Below are 20,751 nucleotides of genomic sequence, written 5' to 3'. Positions count from 1 at the left end.
AAGCCGGACGATCTTCCATCGGACCTTGTCAGTGTGTCATTCGGCCTGCAATATTGGCTCTGTCGCAGTTTTGGTGCAGCTGCGTTTATTCTGCGCCGATTAGTCTGGCTTGAAGCAGATCGATTTTGCCACGGCCGTACATTTGGCGTCTGACGAGCTTGAGGCGCGTAATCTGACCCTCAGTCTGTCCGTTCGACCAAGGCGAGGTGATCGCCGCCCGAACCGCCGCTTCATCGTTCGTTACGCCGCGGGCGAACGATGCGACAAGACTGGCGCGAGCGCGCTCGATCCATTGTGACAACTCGCCGGCGGCTCGGCGCCGAATCATCAAGTGGAATTCGGCGATGATTTCGCGTGCCTCGACCAGGGGTGGCACGCCAGCTTCTACCGCCGCGACCGTCACCGTCTCTGCCTTCGATAGCGTATCCCGTCCGACGGTCATGAGGCGAGCGATCGTTCTGGCCGATGGAATCCGATGAAGAGTTTCGACATCAGTCTTTTCGGCCCGCCGTCTACGAGTCGTCCATTCGCCGACAACACGAAGGGAGCCTCGGAAACCGCGCGCCCGTAAGTGGCGCCAAAGTTCAGCGCCGTTTCGGCAACCGGCTGCCCATTGATCGTCGAGCCATGGCAGGTGCTGATCGAGAGAACTCTCCCGGGTCCGGAAGAAATCATGGCGTTCGCCGCGGATAACCTGTCGCACCAGCCCCCTGCTGTGGCCCGTCTGGCGCACGATCTGCTTGATCGGCATCCCACCTTTCGACAGGCTCAAGATGGTCGCGTTGGCCTCCTCGCGCCGGAGATAGCCCTCATATTGGAGACGCTCCGCAGCTGTTAGCAGCTCGGGATCGATCGTCGTTGCTCCGATTGCGCTGCGGATCTGGCGCATCGATTTTCGGACGGCATCGAGGAAGGCCCGACTGGCGTTCTCCATCAGATGCCAACGATCTGCGACCTGTACCGCGTGCGGCAGGGCTTTTGCCGCGGCTTCGCCATATGCTCCACCGCGGTCACGGGCGACGATCGCGATCGTGGGATGAGCAGCGAGCCAGGCCTGGGCGGTCGCGGGCTCACGGTCCGGCAGCAGGGTGACCACCCGGCGCCTTTCCAGGTTGCAGATGATGCTGGCGTATCGGTGATTGCGCCGCCATGCCCAATCATCAATGCCGATAACCCTGAGCGGGTCAGCTGGTGGACGGCTACGGCGTCGAACCACGCGAAGGAGCGTATCCTTGCTCACCGGCAGCATCAGCCGTTTTGCGAAGCCTGCCGCCGGTCGTCCGCCAAGCGCCAGACCGAGGTGATGGACTATGGAGTCCAGCCTCGCTGTGCGCCGGGCTGATGGAGCCAGCACCCCTTCGGCGAAGCGCTCAGTAAAGATTTGGCGCCCGCACAGAACGGCGTCGCAGCGGAAGCGGCGGGCGACCACCAGGAGCTGTACGATCCGCCCCGAAAGCGGGAGGTCAGTTACGCGTCGCCGATACCGGCTATGGACACGTCGGGAAACTGTTCCGCACAAGGGACACAGACCGACGCTTCCGGACGCCCGGATCTCAATAATGGCCTTATCACCTTCGTAGTACGCACTCTCTACAACAAACCCACGCGGCACCAGACTGGAGCGGTGGAGTGCTTGCTGCATGGCGTTGATTCTCCTCCAATCAAAGCGCCACGCATCCCCCAAACTGCATCAAAAGTGAGTCAGAGCCAAATTTGAACGCCGATTGACAGGCACTCTTCAGAAAAGTACGCCCAAGGGCAGGAACGAGTGGCTTTTGAGCGATAGACGAAATGCTCCCGGCCCCCTCGGCCGGGAGTTAGAATGGCGACCTCGGCGCGCCGCCCGCGTCAGGGGCGTTCTTCAAATAGCTCTTATGTAGCGCATCGAGATTTTAGATTGATTGACCGCAGGAAGGTGTCCAATCCGCTCTGGCTGCAGTCTTTCTTCTCGCTGGCCTGTTGAGGCGTTTCGGGCCGTACTGGCGGTGAGCTGTTTTCGGCACCCGCTTTTCGCTTCGTCAATTTGTATTTGGTGTCTGCGGGATCATGCCAGTGTCGAGAAATGATCTTTAACGGCTCCTTCTTCCGCTGTTCGGTCGGACGGGGCGTGACAGCGATTTGGACGGGCGGCGTGGGCGCGGCTGTCGTTACCGCGGGTGCATCCATTAAAACCGGGAGAGCCTCGTCGTCCGCCTGCTCGGGCCTCGCGACGATGACCCCAAATGTGTCGGCCTCGGCCTTCAATGGAAGTCGGTCGCCCTTGGTCGACGTCTCCGCCACGGGGTAGGAGGCCGTCGTGAGCGCTGCGGGCGCGGGATTCCTACCCAACGCTGCAACCGCACCCATTCCGGCCAGGCCAAATATTCCAACCGCCAAAATCCGGATCCACATTGAATGGCTCCTGAACCAACGCAGCGAACCGTAGACTTCCGAAAAACCGCACGCTTCCGCCGAAATTTGCCCAGAATAAGGCGGCTAAGTTATTGGCCGATATCATAGAATGAGGATGCCAGGGACAGTCGGTTAAATTCCCAATCCCAATGCTGTCCCAGTGCCCTTGAGAGTCGGTCGCCACATGTTTGTGGGTATCGATTTAGAAAAATCATTGTTTATCAAATAGATACGAATTTCATAAGCGGCTGATGCCGTTAATCGGAACGCAGCGACCGGCCCCATTTTGCTGCCGGCCTACTGCAGAGCGTAGGTAGGTTTTGGGCTTCAGGGGCGCGGGCGCCATCAACTACTTGGGGCGGCAGCCCTTCGCCAGGGCTGTAGCGCCTTTCTTCAAGCCTCGACCCACCGGCGCTTGATTGTATTGACGAGCGCCGGGGAATTTCTAATTGCTTCTCGCGATGTTTCCCAATCGCTTCCCAATTCTGAAATCTGGGAAACAAGAATGATCAGAACTAACGATAACTTGCTGTCTTTGCTTGGTGAGCGCGGAGGGGACTCGAACCTTCGACCCCATAATTAAAAGAAATGGGCGATGACATTTGGACAATGAACGGAGCTTGTTTGCTCGTTTATGGGAGTGGATGAGCAGAAGCCACATCCTGATATCGCGAAGTTCTTTTCGAGTAAGTCCCACTACTTCACCAAGCTCGGAGATGCTCTCAACAGAGTTCGGCCGCAAGAGTTCTCGGACATCATGATTGAGCAGACGTGGTTTGAGCCGCCGCGCCGCTACGTCGAGATTTCAGAAGCCATCGAAAAGCTACTCGCTCAGGTCTGGTACAATCGACATCAGGTCTGGAACGAGAAATTGAGGAGCGGCGAAGCAACGCTGATCGATAGCGACGCCGAGCGCGGGAAAGACCCGTTCGGCCTCCGCATCCATCGCCGAATATGGGAGGGAGCCGAGAGAATGCGCGCAGGGTCGAGCAGAAATATGGATTGGAGCAGCTCGGCCCTTGGGACGATTTCGAATGGGGCATGATCAAACGGCAAGCTGTCGGCGCTACGATGGGTGCTCAGCGATGACTGGGACATGCTTGACACTTGAGCCGAACCATCACCTGCGAGGCAGGCAACTTTCGAATACGAATGGGCTAAGCACGACGACGATGCGATGCACAACCTCATCCCAAATCGTCGCAAGTGGGTCGATCACCTCAAGAGCGGACTCCGGAAGGAGTTTTCGAACAGCCGCGCGGGTGAGCGGCGGATAGACCGGCTTGAACGGGACTTGGGCTTGTGCTGTCATTCGGCCTGCAATATTGACCCCCTAAGCCGGGGGATCGGCGTCCAAAATTGACCCCCTACAGATTGATCTGTTGCGCTGCCTGCTTTGGAACGAAGCAGGTGGTGGGGGATGCTGATCGTGGAGACAATTGCCCGGATCCGGCGCGAGCACTTCATCAAGGGCAAGACGATCAAGGAGATCGCCCGTGACCTGAAGGTGTCGCGGAACACGGTCCGGAAGGTGCTGAGGTCGGGAGAGACCTCCTTCGAGTACGAGCGGCAGGTGCAGCCGCGGCCAAAGCTGGGACGATGGGCAGTAGAGCTTGACGGATTGCTGGCGGCGAACGCGGCCAAATCGGCTCGTGAACAGCTGACGTTGATCCGGATCTTCGAAGAGCTGCGCGGCCGCGGCTACGACGGCGGTTACGATGCCGTGCGGCGTTACGCCAGGCGGTGGAGCAAAGAACGCGGGCAATCGACCGCGGCGGCTTATGTCCCGCTGAGCTTTGCCCCAGGCGAAGCCTACCAGTTCGACTGGAGCCACGAGGTGGTCTTGCTGAGCGGGACCACGGTGATGGTGAAGGCCGCCCATGTCCGGCTCTGTCACAGCCGCATGCTGTTCGTGCGGGCCTATCCGCGGGAGACGCAGGAGATGGTGTTCGACGCCCACGACCGGGCGTTCGCTCTGTTCAAAGGCACCTGCACCCGCGGCATCTACGACAACATGAAGACCGCCGTAGAGACGATCTTCGTCGGTAAAGGGCGTCTCTACAATCGCCGCTTCCTGCAGATGTGCAGCCACTATCTGGTCGATCCGGTCGCCTGCACGCCGGCGTCGGGCTGGGAGAAGGGGCAGGTCGAGAACCAGGTCGGGCTGGTCCGGGAGCGCTTCTTCACGCCGCGGCTGCGGTTCAAAAACCTCGACGAGTTAAACGCCTGGCTGCTCGACAAATGCATCGCCTACGCCAAGGCTCATCGCCACCCGGAGCTGGTCGATCAGACGATCTGGGAAGTGTTCGAAGCCGAGCGTCCCAAGCTCGTTCCCTATGCCGGCCGCTTCGACGGCTTCCATGCGGTGACGGCATCGGTCTCGAAGACCTGCCTGGTGCGCTTCGACAACAACAAGTACTCGGTCGCAGCCAGCGCAGTCGGACGGCCGGTCGAAGTCCAGGCTTATGCCGACCGCATCGTGATCCGTCAGGATGGACGCATCGTTGCCGAGCACCCGCGATCCTTTGGCCGCGGCGAGACGACCTATGATCCCTGGCACTATGTGCCGGTGCTGGCTCGCAAACCCGGTGCCTTGCGCAACGGCGCTCCCTTCAAAGACTGGGTGCTGCCGGCCGCGATCGAGCGGATCCGGCGCAAGCTTGCCAGCACCGACGATGGCAATCGGCAGATGGTCGACATCCTCACCGCGGTGCTGACTGACGGTCTGTCCGCGGTGGAAGCGGCCTGTGCCGAAGCGCTCGGTCATGGCGTCCATTCCGCCGATGTCGTGCTCAACATCCTGGCCCGTCAACGTGAACCCGCCCCACCGGCCAACATCATGACGCCGGCCGCACTGACGCTCCGTCATGCACCGATCGCCGATTGTGCCCGCTACGACAACCTCCGGAGGACCATCTGATGGAACGAACCCAAATCTTCGACCTCATGGGCGAGCTCAAGCTCTACGGCATGAAGGCTGCCTTCGACGAGATCATGGCAACTGCCGTCAAGCGCCAGCACGAACCTCAGCGCATTGTCGGCGACCTGCTTAACGCCGAGATCAACGAGAAGCAGGCCCGCTCGATCAAATACCAGCTGACCATTGCCAAGCTGCCGCTTGCCAAGGACATCGCCGACTTCCAGTTCGACGGCACGCCGATCAATCAGACTCTCGTCAATGATCTCGCCAGCGGCGGCTTCATCGCCCAGCAACGCAATGTCGTGCTGGTTGGCGGCACCGGCACAGGCAAGACCCACCTGGCCATTGCCATCGCCAGAAGCTGCATCCGATCCGGTGCCCGCGGCCGCTTCTTCAACGTAGTCGACCTCGTCAATCGCCTCGAGACCGAGACCCGCAACGGACGGCAAGGACGGCTCGCCGAGCATCTGACCCGGATGGACTTCATCGTGCTGGATGAACTCGGCTATTTGCCCTTCGCCCAGTCCGGTGGCCAGCTCCTCTTCCACCTCGTCAGCCGGCTCTATGAGCGCGCCTCCGTCATCGTGACGACCAATCTCGCCTTCGGCGAATGGCCGAGCGTGTTCGGCGACGCCAAAATGACCACAGCGCTGCTCGACCGATTGACCCATCACTGCGACATTGTCGAGACCGGCAACGATAGCTGGCGGTTCAAGAGCCGAGACGACGATCACGCCACCCGCGCTCGTCTCGCCTCCGCTATCCCGGCCAGCTCCGACGAGACGAGCGCTACCAGCAAAGCCCGCCGCACGAAGGGGTCAAAATTGGACGCCGATGAGGGGTCAAATTTGCAGGCCGATTGACAGGCTTGTGCACCTGACGACTCGGTGAGGAAGTCATGATGATGAGGCAATCGATGCGGACGGCGACAAGCGGCTGTCATATTTTTCGACTGGCGATGGAAAGACAACCAGAACGCAGGTCGCAGGAACTGGAAAATACGAAGGCATGGTCATGGCGGGCACGGTCGAGCCGCTGGGGTCTTTTCCGGTCATCAAGGACGGAATGTTCCAGAGCTGCAATCATCAAACTGGCACGTACAAGCTGAAGTAACACCAGCAGCGAGAATGGCCGTCGCTCAGCAAATTTGAGCGGCGGCTTCTTCCTTCCCGCCTTGTCAGCGCGACGCGCATTCACCGGTCAGAGCCGTCGTGCCGGGCGAGGTTTTTTGCTGATGCATGGCCTCGCCCGCCCGGAAGTCGACGCACCGCCAACGCTGGCAGTCAGCGCCAATCCTCCTCGCGCTCACGTCGCACCGCTTCGCTCTCTGGGTTATTCACCTTGACCCACGACTTTGACAGTCCACTGCAATATGGCGCATCCGTCCGTTTCGACACAATGCCCTCTAGGCCCATGTTGCAGACGTGCCTGAACACGGTCGGCCCGTCGCCGGTCAGATGCTCCACGAACCGGATGGCGCTCCCCTTGGCCCTCCCAAGCAGGTTCTTGAGCCGCTTCTTGCGCTTGATGAGCGGCAGGTCGCGCAGGTCCTCGCCGTTATGCTCAATCAGGTCGAACGCGAACAGCACCGCCTCATGTCCCCGACGCTTGCTCCGCAGCGCATGAAAGTCCGGCGTCCCGTCGTCGCGGGCGATCACTGCCTCGCCGTCAATCAGGAATGACGATGCCAGGATTTTGCTGGCGGCATCGACGATGGCCGGGAAGCGGTCGGCCCAGTCATAGCCGCCCTTGGTGAAGCAGCGGACGCGCAGGCCATCCCGGCGCACCATCAGCCGGTAGCCATCGTGCTTGATCTCATGAACCCAGAGCGGGCCGGGCGAAATTCGACGGCAGACACGGTTCGAAGAAGCCGGAGGGACGCCGCCGCTTGACCATGGTCGGAGGAGTTGCGGGGTGGATCAACCAGCTAACGGCGCGCGCAAGATGGCTGGCGACCGTCGCGGTGGAGGTAGTTAGGCAATCCTCACTGCGATAGGTTCGCATACGTTGGACCCTGTGGCCTTCCCGTCAAGCGAGGCATTCATCCCCACGCAGCGGAAAGTACTCTTGTCAAACATGCCTCCGGGTGGATTGCTGCGGAGGGTGCCCGTCAATTCAAAACTGGATCCGGTGTGGGTCTTGGAGAACGTGATCGTGCTGTTAACGCCCGACCAGCATGCGGTGTAGTCGTAGCTGCCCTCTTTTGGAAGCTCAGCCGCGAATGCAGAGAACGGAGACGCAACGATGGGTAAGGCTAATACAAACCTATGCATGATATTCTCCTCCTGAAAATCGCTTCAAAATGTCTGCCCCATGCGCCATTTTCTTCCGAAGTCGAGCGGCGGCTTTGATCTGGATCATTCCGTTCCGCATCCGGGATCACCGCTGCGTCGGCCACGAGTATCCCGGCGTCGTTCCGGGCATTTCGTTTGCGCGCGGTGCCGCGACCAGCCGCATGCCAAGCAGCGCGAGCGGCGAGATGTCGGTTCGATGCTCGATGGGCAAGCCTTGCGCCTGCACTGACCACGCAAACCAGCTTTCATCGGGCTCGACGCTCAACAGGTCAGCCATCGTCTCGGCTTCGGCTTTCTGGCGCGCTTCGTGCGTCGAGGCGGCCTTGTCATCCGCTTCGCTGGCGGTCGCGCGCGGCGATCGCCTGCTCAATGCCGTGGGTGGAAAGGTTCACCTCCTCAGCGCAGTTACCGCGCACGAGGCGTCCTATTCCTTCTCGCATATCGACGTGAGTGTGGCGCGGCAGCACAATCTTGCCGCCTTGCCTTAGCGCGGCCCAGACCTACTCGTCGTCGGCAAAGGCGGGACCGGCCAAGATCGCCAGCAAACACACCAAACGAAGGAGGCGCGCAGCTACCCGACTGTTGAAGACTGTAAGCATGGGTAGGGATGCTCGGGTTCAACAAGAAGGGCCTAAGAGAAATCATGATTGCGCGAGTTGGAAGTCGCAAGATCACTTCTGCTCCCGCATTGTTGCTGCGGCGCGCACGCCTGATGGCGTCTCGCCGAAGTACCGGCGGAACATGCGATTGAAGTGAGAAACATCACCAAAGCCGACCCCAAACGCAATATCGATGATCGCCAAGCGCCGATGGTGCGGGTCAGTCAACATCGCGAAGGCACGCTCAAGCCGGCGTCCTGAAAGGTGCTCGGTGAACGACTTTCCGGTCCCCTCGTCGAGCAGTTTTTGCACGTATCTCCGCGACATGCCGAGCACCCCGGCGACACTGTCCAGATCGAAATTGGGATCGTTGAAGCGTCGCGCGACCACCGCCAGGATCGCCTGCAGCCTGGCTGCTTTCACGCCGCGGTCCGTAACAATGTTTGCAGCTTCGTCGGTCGGCCCGAGCGTCGCGGCCACGAGATCAAGGAGATGTACGCCGATGGTGGAGGCCAGTTCTGATGACGGAGGTTCCTTGAGGGTTGCGAGCGATCGCAGGTAGCAGCCCAGGAGTCTAAGCGCCGGTCCGGGACGCACCGGCCGACCTGATAGATCTTCCGGCTGCGCAACCAGAGACTTAAGGGCGGCAGCCTGCACGGTCACGTATCTGACTCTGGCACCACGCGGCCCAAATACTCGCAGCGGCCTTCCCCGGTCAATCAAACAAGCGGATCCGGCATCATAGACATGTTCCTGGCCAGCATTTGCAAATTTGACCGGTCCGGTCTCGACGATGTTCAGTCCGAATTGGTCACGGCTATCCTTGAGGTGGTGTTTGTGACGGATGAACTCCACCGGCGTGGCGACAACGCCACAAACGCCGACCGCGCCAAGCGGCAAGTAGGTGACGTCGATACGCGGGCGGCCGCCGCTGTGATCTATCACGTCCAATGCGAGGTTCAGCCGCGCAAACTCCTCACGGAACGTGGAGAACCTCGCGCGCTCCGGCAGCATCTCGGTCGACCATCGCAAAAGGTGAGATGATGTTGGCATCTCGACCTCCCACTTCGGGGCCCCCGCAAGAAATCATATCGGACGCGTTTCGCTGCATGTGTGAAATGGATTACAAAGGAGAGGTAGCCTGCGCGACATGATCGAGCGCGACGCGTTGCTCGCTGCACGCGATGAGTTGGCGCGCACCGCGCGCAGATTGTGGCGGCCAACGAGACCGCAGCTTCCTTCACTTGCGAGAACAACCAGCCTTTAGCCGCAATCGTCGCAAATGGCGGTGTCGGCTTGTTGCGCGCATAAATCGATCAGCGGCTGGAAGCAGCATAGTCGGCATTTGGCCCAAAGCGGACACGGCCCTAGTCAGGGCTCATGTCCGCTATTTGACCCGAAACGGGCATTGGTGGCGCACCGGAAACTTCCTGCCGTTCATTCCTCCGGCACCCCCGCCATGCGCATGCCCTCATACACACGCTCGCGGCCGGCGAGATAAGCCATATAGTCGCTCGACGCGCGGGCTCGGTAGCCCAGCGATTGCAGCGGACGGCCCCCAAACCCAAGAGCTACTTTGCGCCAACGTTGTCCTCCAAGGTGTCAAATCCGCCAAGTTCAAGGATCTTTTCGAAGTCGCGAAGTGTGACGACTTGCCGCTTCAAATCAAGGATGCCTTGTTTTCGAAACGCCTGGAGGACCCGATTGACATGCACAACGCTTAACCCAAGCGCATCCGCCAGCTTTGATTGGGTAATCGGAAAGTCAAACTGATCGTTGGCGACCAACCCTACCGCTGCAAGTCGCTGGCGCAATTCCGCTATCAAATAGGCCATGCGTCCCGCTGCCGATCGCGTGCCAAGGTTCACGATCCACTTCCGGAACAGTGCAGCGTCCAAAAGCGTCTCACGCCAGAGTGCTCGCGTTAACATCGGGCGCGTATGAATAGTTCGCTCAAGCGACCCGTGATTGATAAAACCAATCCTCGCTTCCGAGAGCGTCGTCAAATCATGATCCATCCGCTTTATTGGCAGGCCCTGAAGGTCTGGCATGTCACCTGCGACGTGGAACGACAGGATTTGGCGCTTGCCAGTTTCGGAGACTTTGGACCGATACGCGAAGCCGCTCATAATCACGCAGCATTGTGTGCTAAGATCCCCCTCGCGAACGATAGGTGAATCTTCCGGCAGGGTTTTCGTTGGCGCCACGATGGACAACAAAGCCGCGACGTCTTCGTCCGGCAACTCGGAGTGCAGCCGCAACTTGCGTACCATCATCTCGAGGGGCATCTGAGGCTCCTTGTCAACCTTTCGGGACGGGGAGCCGTGGGGCCCCAATCATAGGACTAGGAACGAGCGTTGGTGACAATAATTATCCCCCGAGCTTCAGCGCAATAGTTCCAATCACGATCGTCTGAAATGCCGCGGTATTTTTTTCACATCCAGCATCGGAAGCGGAATCCCGACGAAATCGGTATGGACCTTCCCGACATTGACGCCGCTTGGAAGGAAGCCACCGTCACTGCCGGAAAATACCTCCAGGACCTAGATGGTACGCTTAAGCCCAGCCATGAATGGCGGATGGAAATAACTGACGAGGCGGGAAATCTGAATTGGGTTCTCCGCCTGTTGGCCGAACGGCACCGCCAAGGAATCAAAGCATAGGCCTATGCGCACCGTCTGGGTTGTCGCGGTGCCTATGCACGGTACCAATCACATGCGGTCCATTCGCGTGGTTGCCGCTAGGGGCGCATCACGCGCGCCCGACATTCAAGTCTAAACTCGGCCCCAGCTTGTGGTCCCCTCGCTGGGGCCGTTTCTTTGAGCAAAACGGAATCGGATTGCCGTCTTGAAGGTCGCGATGTTGGCGGAGGCATCGTTTCAGGCGGCGCAGGCGATGCTCACGGAACGGCGGTAAGGCCGCGACTCTCATCGTTCCGGCTCCATCGGTGAGGGCGAACTAAAGGGAGGATCGGATGAAGATCGAATCCTGGCATCGACGGCATGCCGTCCAGCTGGCGGCGCAACTGCCGGACAAGGCTGAGGACAGCCTCATAATCCTCCGGCTGGCAACGGAGCTTGTGACGGACTTCCTCGCCGTTGATGAGCAGGGTAGGAAGTCGGCCCCGTGGTCGCTCTGATTGGGTGCAACGACGACTGCGCCTGATCGCGGTCCCGGCCGCTGTCTCAAGAAAATACGCCGCCGGTGTCAAAAATACACGCCCGGCGGCGTTTCCTTCCTGAACTGGGACGCTGAAATCCCCAGCACGGTCTCAATTGCAGCGCCTATGCCAGATCGGCTCAAGCTGGCGGCGCCTGACGGCAATTGGTTAAGACGAAGCCGGACTTGCTACATTGCCACTCGCTGCCGAGCGCATTGCTCGAGACAGAATGGGGAGCGGCCATTGCTAGCAAGATGACGACACAGGACAGTGAGACCGCGGTTGCCGCGAAACGTGCCTTGCGCATCCACACTGAATTCATCATGGCCGTCGCTCCCTTCTGGTGCTGAACGACAGGCTGCGCGCGGTTTGTTTCTCGCTCGCTTCGAGACAACCGAAATGGTGTTTCGTTCACGCGGAGGCGTTTGGAGACGCCATTCGGCACATCATCGAAAAGTACGCCGCCGGGCCCGAAATGGTTTGTCCCAGCGGCGTTCATTCCTAAAACCTGGGCCCTGAAAATTCCCCCGGCGCCTTAACCGGCGTCGGGCTTTTTGTCATTCGAGGCGGTATTTTCGGCCGTTCGTGTTTGGGTCGGTATTGTCGCTAGACGAGAACATCAAGACTGATCCGAAATAGTTGGCTTCGTCTCGATAGAGCCAAAAGCGCCCAGCTCCTTTGTCGATGATTTCTTGCTGAGGAGTGTTCGCCGGTCCGAGCAAGCGGTCGTCTTCATAGAGATTGGCATTCTTAAGCGGGCTATCGAAGTGTTTGAAGGGCACCAAATACGCGTGCCCCTGATAATGACGCATCATGCCGCGGATACGGTGGTGCTCGATCGGGGTCGGAGGAATGAGGTAAAGGAGAGCACTCGACGCCAATGCAAAAAACGTCGATCCGATCACGACCCGATTGCTTGCAGATATCTTACGCCCCAACTTTTTCGGGCTCTTTATTGCGGGGCTTGCCTTCTGGGCCAAGTCCCTTGACCCCATAAAGCCGGTAGGAGTCGGTCAAGCCTTGTTCGCGTCCGTCCCGATACCCGGCTTGGTAAGCCCAGCGCGCGGAAAGACCGGCCAGCGCAACCAGCACGAGGAAGACAAAAGCGGTCAGCATGGGGGCGGGCCGACGATGCTAAAGGTTGAATCTGCGATCCAATATAACCGGTTGGGGGAAAGTATCCATCCCTAGAAACGCCGCAGGAGGACGATTAGTGTAAGCTTGAACACTTATCGGGCCTCCGCCAAAGCTACACGATGCATCGCCGGATGCGTCCTGTTCTTCACCTTAATCCAGTGTGTGCACCGGCCGCCTCGATAGGGCCGATCCGATCGCTTGGACACCAGCCCCTAAAAACCGAACTCGCAGGTCTTGCGGAAAAGTTCCGGGCCGATCTCCCCTTACTCATAGTCCGACAGGAAGATGCCCTCTGCCGGCGCGCAAGGAGCCGCTGCAGGGTTCGTCTTGCGCATCGACAGCGGCAGATCCCGGAGGTCGTCACCGTCCAACACCAGGATGTCGAAGGCGATCATCTCCACGGCCGCATTGTGCTTGCCGGAATGCAAGGCGTTGAAGTCTGAATAGCCGTCACACCACGGACGATGGCCTCTTCGTCGATCACGAACTGCTTCTGGCGGCCGAAGCCGGTGGCGATCGATGCGATCGCGATCCCGGCGTAACCCCACCATGGCATTTCTGAAGTCTCAAGCGAGCCGCAGCGTGAGCTGACGCCGACCGCCGGTATGTCGATCCACGAAGGCCTCGAGCGCAGCCGGGATCTCGATCTGCTGCAGGTCGCATCGGCGCTGGATCTCGTGTGCGATGTCCTCGGAGACGTCCTCGCTCCAGCGCTCGGCGGTGTTGAAGCCGATCACCCGGATCGGGCTCGCATACTCGCCGGCCAGCATGCCCCGGATCACGGTCTCGAGGTCGGTCGTCTTGAGGTTGGCCTCGCGCCAGGCTTTGCCGATCGGGCCGAAGTCGTCGGCGACCAGGTAGACGATCTGATCCGTCGAGGGAACGATCGAGGGTGTCCAAGCGGACCGACGCATGACGCAACTCCACGCAACTAACCCCCTTCGCTGGGGTCGCTGGTTAGCTGTTCCGGAGCGAATTCGGAACTTTCAGTCGTCAATCTCGCTTAATGACCAGGAGATCGTAGATCGAGCCTGTAAGATTTTTGAGCGGTATCCGATATCCGTCTTCGCCTTCGTGGTGGACAGTGTCTTGAGCCACGCGCTGGAAAGCACCTAGCCCGTCTTATTCGTCAGAGTGCGCCTGAGAGGCTGGCGAGCGTGGTGTAAAGCGCTGATGCGGCGTAGGATTCGGTTGCAAAGCCAACCCCATCACCTCAACCGCGAACGCCAGGCCCGCCATGACCGATGATACGATTCTGCCCTTCTCGTTTCCAGCCGTTCACGCCAAGAAAGTCACAGCTGCCTTCGATGGCGGTCGGCTGACCTCGAACGGGGGCGTGATGCTTCTGGCGATGGCCGAGCGGCGTCTCGGCTTGGCCGACAATTTGGCCCGGGTGTTCCCGGATCGGCGCGATCCGACGCGGGTCGTGCACAGCCTTGTCGATATGTTCCGCGCGCGCATGTTCGCGATCTGCTGCGGCTACGAGGACGCCGACGACCTCGATCATCTGCGGTCCGATCCCGCATTCAAGCTGGCCTGCGGACGGCTGCCGGACACGGGTCGCGATCTGTGTTCCCAACCGACGCTGTCGCGGCTGGAGAATGCTCCGCGCCTGCGCGACGTGATCCGACTGACCTACACTTTGGTCGACGCATGGATGGATAGCTACCCGCGCGAGCCGGCATCCGTCACGCTCGACATCGATGATACCTGCGATGTCGTCCACGGCCATCAGCAGCTCTCGCTGTTCAACGCTCATTATGACGAACGCTGCTTCCTGCCGATCCACGTCTACGACACGGAGAAGAGCCGGCCCGTGGCGGTCGTGTTGCGGCCCGGCAAGACGCCGGGCGGCGTCGAGGTGCGTGCCCATCTGCGCCGCCTGATACGGCATATCCGGACGCGGTGGCACAACACGCGAATTACGTTCCGTGGCGACGGGCACTATGCCCGGCCGGAGGCAATGGCGTGGTGCGAGACCAACGGCATCGACTACATCTTCGGTCTGTCCGGCACCAAGCCGCTCGCCAGAAAACTCGACGAGGCCGCCGACGACATCCGCACGCGACGCGCCATCGAGAACCTGCCGGTTCTGCGTGGCTATACCGAGACGCGCCACAAGGCCAAGTCCTGGGATCGCGAACGGCGTACCGTCGCCCGTATTGAGGCGACGATGCTCGGCCTCGACATCCGTTTCGTCGTCACCAGCCTCGATGTCGGCTCGGCCGAGTGGATCTACGACAGCCTGTATTGCGCGCGCGGCCAAGCCGAGAATCTGATCAAGCTGCATAAGACACAGCTCGCCTCCGATCGCACCAGCTGCCGTTCGGCGCTCGCCAATCAAGTCCGCCTCGTTCTCCACACCGCCGCTTATTGGCTGATGCTGACCGTGCGCGACGCGATTCCCAAAGCCCGGGAATTGGCCACAGCCGAGTTCGCGACGCTGCGTCTTCGTCTCTTGAAACTCGCTGCCCGTGTCGTCGAGACCACGAGCCGCATTCGCCTTGCGTTTGCCGCGGCATGTCCCGAAGCCGACCTGATCCGCGGCTTGCCAGGCGCGCTGCTGCCTCTCGGTCCTTGACCGGCGGGGCGTCCGCCCCCCGTTCGCCCAACCTACACCTCAAGCGCGTTGCAAAGTACGGGTCGGTCAGGCGGTGAAAAGCCGAAGGCAATCCCGCGCGCCTCGTCAGAGCAGATGTGCGGCCACATCAATCGGACTAAAAAAAGCACTCTCACGAATAGGACGGGCTAGGGTCGCGCTGCCATCCTCCGGATATCGAGCAGGAGTACACCGAAGTATTCGAAGAGCGCGAGATCGCTGCATATCACGAGGCGGGGCATGCAGTGATTGCTCGCGCACTAGACATAGAGGTCGCGTGTGTTGCCATCATTCCTTTTATGGGTCGCATTGGGCACGTGTGGCACGAGAAGGCCAGCCCCAAGACTGAAATCTTGATCACGATGGCAGGGCCATTCGCGGAAGCTCGCTTCACCGGCCGGCTGCTTTGTGCTGGCGATGACGAAGCCAACATCACCAGCGCAATGACGCAATTGCCGGAGCCGCGCGAGCACTATGAGGCGAAAGCAAAGACGCTCGTGGCGGAAAGCTGGCGCGCTATCGAAATTGTCGCGGAAGAACTATTGATCGGAGCTGACAGGCTCTACGGCCCGATGCTTGATTTGGCTATTTGCTGCGCTGCCCCCGGCGTCCCCTAGCGATCGATGATCCCGGCGAGGATGGCTTTGGCGCGCACGGAGACGGCCATGTAGTGCTGTGCCGCTTTGATAGACTTGAGCCTTCCCGGGTCATTCTGTGCGATGTTGGGATCAGATAGGAGGCGCTGGAGCCGCGCCTGCGCCACGCCTGCACACGGCGGAGGCATGGCAGGATGGCCGGCCGCGCGACAGTGTCGATCCGCTCAAACTTGCTCGCCACTGCGGCTTTCCTCCAAGTCGCAGTCCAGCGCAGCTCGCGCTACGCATGGAAGAGGGTCCCGTGATCTTGCGGACTGGGCCGCCACGGATTTGCAATCCTGCCATTATTGGGAGGTGGCTGCTAGGGGTGAATGCGTAGAGTAACCGCCTGTCTTGAATATCGGAGGACTGATGGCAGCAGGATGGATGGTTACGATCGGCGTCCCCCAAGACGACGGCAAGCTTCGATATGTAACCTATGCGGTCGCAATCGCCGATGCGGCAGAAGCAGTAAAGGCTTCATTGGCGGCCAGCGCGGGCGAAGCAGCGATCTCGAATTCCGAACTCCGCGAAGCCGACTTGAAGGGCCTTGGCATAAGAGCCGGCGAGCTTGTGACCATATACGATGATCGGATTGATCCGCTGATCTCGCGGACGTGGCGTCCTGATACCGGCTAGGATCGAGCCGCCCCAATCCTCAAGGCACGGCTGACCAGAGCCTTTTCGGGCCGCGTGCGATTGTTTGGCACGCTAGTTGCTGGGCTTGGTTGCTTGGCCCCGATGTCGCGGGACACTAACGTCAAAGTCAGAACTAGCGCGGGCGGTCCGCTCCAACCCGCCCGCGTATCGTGTTGCCAGCGACCCAGCATAGGTTTCTCTCGGCTCAGAGATCGCATGGTCTAAGGTACACATCCGGGGAGAAAGTGCATGACCAAACACCGGAGGCTTTTCAAGCTAACAAAGCCCCTTACTGACCGCCTGTTGGAAGAGGCGGCGCGCTTAAGGAGCCGCGCTGACCAAATGCCGGCATGCGCAAAGCGCGACGCGATATTGCGCAAAGCGCGCGAGTATCAAGTGACCGCTCACCTGGCAGATTGGATTAGATCGTCCGGTGATCTTCCCCCAAATAAGTAGACAGGGTTAAGCTGCTTTTAGCTCCATGTCGATCGGCGCGATATAGCCGATGGCGGAATGGAGACGGGTTCGATTGTAGAAGCCCTCGATGTAGGCGAAGATATCGCGCTGGGCCTCAGCTCTGGTCTTGTATTGACGATGGTGAACGAGCTCGGTCTTCAGGGTATGGAAGAAGCTCTCCATTGGGGCACTGTCGTAGCAGTTGGCTTTGCGGCTCATTGATCCGACGATCCCGGCCGCCGACAAGGCGGCGCGATAGTCGTGCGAGGCGTATTGCACGCCGCGATCGGAGTGATGGATCAATCCAGCCTTCGGCTTCTGCTGCTGGATGTATCGTCAATGCCGACGAGGCGAGGTCGACCTGCATGTGATCGCGCATCGCCCAGCCGACGATCTTGCGGCTGAAGAGGTCGATGATGGCCGCCAGATACAGCCAACCCTCAGCAGTCGGAATGTAGGTGATATCGGCGAGCCAGATCCGGTTCGACGCTGCGGCGGTAAAGTTGCGATCGACGAGGTTCGGCGCGATCGGCAAGCCATGACGGCTGTCGGTGGTCCGAACCCGGCGCGGCGGAGCCATGATGGCGCGGACACCGTGCCGATGCATCAGGCGTTCGATCCGGCCACGGCTGGCGCCACGTCCCCGCATCCGCAGTACGGCGTGGACCCGTGGGCTGCCATAGCGCCCGCCGCTATCCTGGTGGACCTGTCGGATATCAGCCAGAAGCGCGGCATTGGTGGCCGTACGTGTGCTCTCCGGACGCTCGCGCCAGGCATAATAGCCGGCCGGCGAGACCTCGAGCACGGCGCACATCAGCCGCACCGGGTAGGTATCGCGATGGTCCTCGATGAAGCGGAAACTCATGGCCGTGTTCCGGCAAAGATCGCGATCGACTTTTTTAAAAATGTCCCGCTCCATGCGCAGCCGCTCGTTTTCCTCACGCAAACGGGCGATCTCGGCAGCCTGGTCCGCCGGAGCTTCTCAACCCAGCGCCGCAGCACCGAGTCGCGCAAACCGAGTTCCTTGCCAACGGCCGTGATCGACCGGCCACTCGACACCACAAGCTCAGCTGCCTGCCGCTTGTACTCCTCGGTAAACGACCGACGTTGACGTCCTCCATTCGACACCTCCTGGCTCAATAAGCCTACTACTACCTACTGTTCTTAAAGCGTGAGTCGTGATTCAAGGTCGGGATGATACCCGAAGCAAGAGAAGTCCACCTTTCGAGGAAAGATCGCAAGGTGCTTGAGGCGTGTTGCCGCTCCCCGGTGACGTTGCAGCGCGATTTGAAGCGGGCGCGGATAGTTCTGTTGGCGGCGGATGGACGCAGCACTCGGTCGATCGCCAAGGAAGTTGGGGTCCAGCCGCGGATTGTCAGCCTTTGGCGGCATCGCTATGCCGACCAAGGCCTTGAAGGGCTGCAAGACAAGCCGCGACCGGGCAAGCAGCCAATCTATACGAAGGCCACCGACAAGCGGATTCTGAAGCTGCTGGACAAGCCGCCGCCGGACGGGTTCGCACGCTGGACCGGGCCCCTGCTGGCCGGGGCGCTGGGCGATGTTGACGTCCAATATGTCTGGCGGTTCCTGCGCAGCCACAAGATTGACCTCGCGGCTCGTAAGTCCTGGTGTGAGAGCAACGACCCGAACTTTACGGCCAAAGCCGCCGATGTTGTCGGCCTCTATGTCGCCCCGCCCGCGAAGGCCATTGTGCTGTGCGTGGACGAGAAGCCCTCGATCCAGGCTTTGGAGCGAGCGCAGGGTTATCTGAAGTTGCCCAATGGCCGCGCCTTGACCGGCCAGAGCCACGATTACAAGCGGCATGGCACCACAACATTGTTTGCGGCGCTCGAAGTCGCCACCGGAAAGATCATCGCGGCGCATTCAAAACGCCGACGCCGCGTCGAGTTTCTCGACTTCATGAACAGCGTCACCGCGGCTTTTCCGAACCGGAAGCTTCACGTCATCCTCGACAACCTCAACACCCACAAGAAGAACGAGCATTGGCTCAAGGCCCACCCCAACGTGCAATTTCATTTCACGCCGACAAGTGCGTCTTGGCTCAATCAGGTCGAGGTATGGTTTTCGATCTTGCAGGGGCAGTCGCTCAGCGGCACCTCCTTCACAAGCCTCACGCAGCTTCAGGAGCACATCGATGCCTACGTCAACGCATACAACGACAGAGCCGAGCCCTTCGTCTGGACCAAGAAAAAGGTCCGTCAACGCCGTTTCAAAGGCCGCCGTATCACTCAGCTCTGATTCTGGGTACTACAGGTGTCCACTCGTTCGGAGGAGGTTCAATCAGGATGCGAACCCTTTCCACATCCCCTATCCCGGAGCCGTCACTGCCGACTTCCGTCGTGCTTCACGCGAACGAGCCTTTGCGACTTGGCGCGAGATCTCCACGACAAGCGCTATCGCAGAATCTCGAACCTTTGAGAATCGCCTCCTTCAGCTCGGCGGTCGATTAAGTTGACGATGCCTCGCCGACATCTGGGCTGAAGTCCTCGGGGTGGACCGTGGGTGGACCGGGTGGGGATGAACGACAGCTTCTTCGACCTCGGAGGACATTCCACCACCCAGCTCATCTATCGGCTGCCTGAGGCGCTGCATGTGGACGTGCCGCTACGCACGCTGTTCGAGAGGCCGACCGTTGCCCGGGTGAGTCACGTGATCGAGACGAAGAAGCGGACCGGCTCGATCGACACGATGCCGCAGGCCGATTTTCGCGCCGAGGCAGTACTCGAGTCTTCCATCAGACGCGCCTTGTCCGTCTCATCCCGGCCGTCGACGTCGCCGCGTGCCATCTTGCTCACTGGCGCCAGCGGATTTCTCGGGGCCTTTCTACTCCGCGAACTCCTTGGCCAGACCGACGCGAAAATCTATTGCTTGGTGCGCGCCGGTGATGGTAGAAGGCCCTCGTCCGGCTGAGCGGCAATCTCACATCCCTCCACATTGCGGAGGGACAGTTCGCAGTGCGGGTGGTGCCTCTGGCCGGGGATACGGCGCGGCCGCTACTGGGCCTCTCCAGTGCCGACTTCGAAATGCTGACGGATACGGTCGATAGCATCTGTCACTGCGGTTCGACGGTAAATTCTATCTGGCCGTATGAGGGGCTCAAGGCCGCCAATGTCCTCGGCATGCAGGAACTCCTCCGGCTTGCCAGCCGCGGGTGCGTGAAGCGGGTGCATCTCGTGTCCACCCTGCACGTATTCTCGTCGCGCGAAGCGGTGGCGGGGCGAGAACTCCGCGAGGAAGATTCCCCGGATGACCCCGAGGGATTGTCACTGGGTTACACACAGAGCAAGTAGGTCGCTGAGCAGTTGGCGATCGAGGCGCGCCGCAGAGGCATTTCGGTTGACATCTTTCGGCCAGGCGCATCTGGGGGACAGCCACAGCGGTGCCTGCCAGAGGCATGATTTCCTGTGGTTACTGCTCAAAGCTTGCATCGAAACGGGGTTCGCGCCGCAGTTCGACGGCCCGGTGAACGTTATTCCCGTCGACTATGCGAGCAAAGCCATCGTCACCTGTCGCTTGGCAGCGTTTGTCCGGACAGACATTCCACTTGCCAACGGCGCGTCTGTCGCTGGATCGAGATCCTCGAGGTGCTCGGTAGCTACGGGTATCAGTTTCAGTTGTCCCTTTCGCAACGTGGTGTGACGCCATTGTCCGTCATGCCGAGGCTGAGCCGACGAGCGCGGCCTTTTTTGGATCGCGCCGTTGCTCGGAGTACCCCCAAGGTGCGGATCTTCCGGTCACCATCAGCTGCCAGAATACGTTGACCGGCCTCTTTGGCAGTGATATCTCGTGTCCGTCAATCGATCGAGGTTTGCTCTCAACCTGCGTATCGCATTTCATCGACAATGAATTTCTTCCTCGGGTCAGATCCTTCCATTGAGCCGCCAATACGACAGTTTCTCC

General features: G+C 60.2%; 21 protein-coding genes and 3 pseudogenes. 14 read left to right on the top strand and 10 right to left on the bottom strand.

The features are described 5' to 3' along the window. Positions 1-85: 85 nt before the first annotated feature. Both HAP54_RS05550 and HAP54_RS05545 read right to left on the bottom strand, forming a co-directional pair. Positions 86-1,642, bottom strand: coding sequence for an ISL3 family transposase (locus tag HAP54_RS05550; RefSeq protein ID WP_166299026.1), 1,557 nt, complete (start codon positions 1,640-1,642; stop codon positions 86-88). Between the two features lie 230 nt (positions 1,643-1,872). After that, the gene (locus tag HAP54_RS05545) at positions 1,873-2,391 is read right to left on the bottom strand and encodes a hypothetical protein (protein ID WP_166299025.1); all 519 of its coding nucleotides are present in this window, start codon (positions 2,389-2,391) and stop codon (positions 1,873-1,875) included. Between the two features lie 640 nt (positions 2,392-3,031). Between HAP54_RS05545 and HAP54_RS05540 the strand changes: the two genes are divergently transcribed. The 3 genes and pseudogenes from HAP54_RS05540 (at position 3,032) to istB (ending at position 6,174) form a co-directional block, all read left to right on the top strand. Further along, on the top strand, positions 3,032-3,436 hold the full coding sequence (locus tag HAP54_RS05540) for a hypothetical protein (RefSeq protein WP_166299024.1): 405 nt from the start codon (positions 3,032-3,034) through the stop codon (positions 3,434-3,436). Between the two features lie 375 nt (positions 3,437-3,811). Next, positions 3,812-5,302 (top strand): annotated as a pseudogene (istA, locus tag HAP54_RS05535) (IS21 family transposase); the annotation flags it as partial. An 8-nt stretch (positions 5,303-5,310) separates the two neighbouring features. Next, complete coding sequence (gene istB, locus HAP54_RS05530) at positions 5,311-6,174, top strand: IS21-like element helper ATPase IstB (RefSeq protein WP_166294386.1); 864 nt, start codon at positions 5,311-5,313, stop codon at positions 6,172-6,174. A gap of 420 nt (positions 6,175-6,594) precedes the next feature. Here istB and HAP54_RS05525 read toward each other — a convergent pair whose 3' ends face one another. Beyond that, positions 6,595-7,155: a DNA ligase gene (locus tag HAP54_RS05525; RefSeq protein ID WP_224741967.1), complete on the bottom strand. Its 561-nt coding sequence runs from the start codon at positions 7,153-7,155 to the stop codon at positions 6,595-6,597. Positions 7,156-7,658: 503 nt separating this feature from the next. On the opposite strand from HAP54_RS05525, the gene HAP54_RS05520 reads away from it, so the two are divergent. Then, complete coding sequence (locus HAP54_RS05520) at positions 7,659-8,093, top strand: hypothetical protein (RefSeq protein WP_166299023.1); 435 nt, start codon at positions 7,659-7,661, stop codon at positions 8,091-8,093. Between the two features lie 183 nt (positions 8,094-8,276). Here HAP54_RS05520 and HAP54_RS05515 read toward each other — a convergent pair whose 3' ends face one another. Together HAP54_RS05515 and HAP54_RS05510 are read right to left on the bottom strand one after the other, a co-directional pair. Further along, a complete protein-coding gene (locus tag HAP54_RS05515; protein WP_166299022.1) occupies positions 8,277-9,257 on the bottom strand; it encodes a helix-turn-helix transcriptional regulator in 981 nt (326 codons plus the stop codon). Between the two features lie 518 nt (positions 9,258-9,775). Further along, positions 9,776-10,492, bottom strand: a complete 717-nt coding sequence (locus HAP54_RS05510) for a Crp/Fnr family transcriptional regulator (RefSeq protein WP_166299021.1) — start codon at positions 10,490-10,492, stop codon at positions 9,776-9,778. A 129-nt stretch (positions 10,493-10,621) separates the two neighbouring features. On the opposite strand from HAP54_RS05510, the gene HAP54_RS05505 reads away from it, so the two are divergent. Both HAP54_RS05505 and HAP54_RS05500 read left to right on the top strand, forming a co-directional pair. After that, a complete protein-coding gene (locus HAP54_RS05505; RefSeq protein WP_166299020.1) occupies positions 10,622-10,867 on the top strand; it encodes a DUF6894 family protein in 246 nt (81 codons plus the stop codon). Positions 10,868-11,178: 311 nt separating this feature from the next. Continuing rightward, entirely contained in the window at positions 11,179-11,343 is a 165-nt protein-coding gene (locus HAP54_RS05500) for a hypothetical protein (RefSeq protein ID WP_166299019.1), read from the top strand. 578 nt (positions 11,344-11,921) lie between these two features. Here the strand turns inward: HAP54_RS05500 and HAP54_RS05495 are convergent. The 4 genes from HAP54_RS05495 to HAP54_RS05480 all read right to left on the bottom strand — a co-directional run bounded on the left by HAP54_RS05495 (position 11,922) and on the right by HAP54_RS05480 (position 13,415). After that, positions 11,922-12,269 carry a hypothetical protein gene (locus HAP54_RS05495; RefSeq protein ID WP_166299018.1) on the bottom strand — a complete coding sequence of 116 codons (348 nt, stop codon included), beginning with the start codon at positions 12,267-12,269 and terminating at the stop codon, positions 11,922-11,924. 22 nt (positions 12,270-12,291) lie between these two features. Then, positions 12,292-12,480, bottom strand: coding sequence for a hypothetical protein (locus HAP54_RS05490; protein WP_166299017.1), 189 nt, complete (start codon positions 12,478-12,480; stop codon positions 12,292-12,294). A 284-nt stretch (positions 12,481-12,764) separates the two neighbouring features. After that, on the bottom strand, positions 12,765-12,902 hold the full coding sequence (locus HAP54_RS05485) for a hypothetical protein (protein WP_339156829.1): 138 nt from the start codon (positions 12,900-12,902) through the stop codon (positions 12,765-12,767). Positions 12,903-13,067: 165 nt separating this feature from the next. After that, entirely contained in the window at positions 13,068-13,415 is a 348-nt protein-coding gene (locus HAP54_RS05480) for a hypothetical protein (protein ID WP_166299015.1), read from the bottom strand. A gap of 323 nt (positions 13,416-13,738) precedes the next feature. Here HAP54_RS05480 and HAP54_RS05475 point away from each other — a divergent pair, with 323 nt between their 5' ends. The 3 genes from HAP54_RS05475 to HAP54_RS05465 all read left to right on the top strand — a co-directional run bounded on the left by HAP54_RS05475 (position 13,739) and on the right by HAP54_RS05465 (position 16,374). Then, positions 13,739-15,082, top strand: a complete 1,344-nt coding sequence (locus tag HAP54_RS05475; protein ID WP_166204320.1) for an IS1380-like element ISBdi2 family transposase — start codon at positions 13,739-13,741, stop codon at positions 15,080-15,082. Between the two features lie 371 nt (positions 15,083-15,453). Beyond that, positions 15,454-15,717 carry a hypothetical protein gene (locus HAP54_RS05470; protein WP_166299014.1) on the top strand — a complete coding sequence of 88 codons (264 nt, stop codon included), beginning with the start codon at positions 15,454-15,456 and terminating at the stop codon, positions 15,715-15,717. Positions 15,718-16,107: 390 nt separating this feature from the next. Then, positions 16,108-16,374 (top strand): hypothetical protein, encoded by a 267-nt coding sequence (locus tag HAP54_RS05465; protein WP_063619006.1) that lies wholly within the window; start codon positions 16,108-16,110, stop codon positions 16,372-16,374. A gap of 462 nt (positions 16,375-16,836) precedes the next feature. On the opposite strand, the pseudogene HAP54_RS05460 reads toward HAP54_RS05465, so the two are convergent. Further along, a pseudogene (locus HAP54_RS05460) lies at positions 16,837-17,958 on the bottom strand (IS3 family transposase). Between the two features lie 66 nt (positions 17,959-18,024). On the opposite strand from HAP54_RS05460, the gene HAP54_RS05455 reads away from it, so the two are divergent. From HAP54_RS05455 to HAP54_RS52425, 5 genes and pseudogenes are all read left to right on the top strand, one after another. Further along, positions 18,025-19,089 (top strand): IS630 family transposase, encoded by a 1,065-nt coding sequence (locus tag HAP54_RS05455; protein ID WP_166204319.1) that lies wholly within the window; start codon positions 18,025-18,027, stop codon positions 19,087-19,089. A gap of 40 nt (positions 19,090-19,129) precedes the next feature. Continuing rightward, positions 19,130-19,301, top strand: a pseudogene (locus HAP54_RS05450) (IS6 family transposase); the annotation flags it as partial. 67 nt (positions 19,302-19,368) lie between these two features. Then, positions 19,369-19,761 (top strand): SDR family oxidoreductase, encoded by a 393-nt coding sequence (locus HAP54_RS05445; protein ID WP_029085075.1) that lies wholly within the window; start codon positions 19,369-19,371, stop codon positions 19,759-19,761. A 44-nt stretch (positions 19,762-19,805) separates the two neighbouring features. Next, positions 19,806-20,141: an SDR family oxidoreductase gene (locus tag HAP54_RS05440; protein ID WP_166299013.1), complete on the top strand. Its 336-nt coding sequence runs from the start codon at positions 19,806-19,808 to the stop codon at positions 20,139-20,141. Then, entirely contained in the window at positions 20,098-20,490 is a 393-nt protein-coding gene (locus tag HAP54_RS52425) for an SDR family oxidoreductase (RefSeq protein ID WP_156929098.1), read from the top strand. The genes HAP54_RS05440 and HAP54_RS52425 overlap by 44 nt, the downstream gene beginning before the upstream one ends. The last annotated feature ends 261 nt before the right edge of the window (positions 20,491-20,751 follow it).

This window comes from Bradyrhizobium sp. 2S1, from assembly GCF_011516625.5.
GTDB classification, from domain to species: Bacteria; Pseudomonadota; Alphaproteobacteria; order Rhizobiales; family Xanthobacteraceae; genus Bradyrhizobium; species Bradyrhizobium septentrionale.
This window is presented reverse-complemented; position numbering and strand designations above follow the sequence as displayed.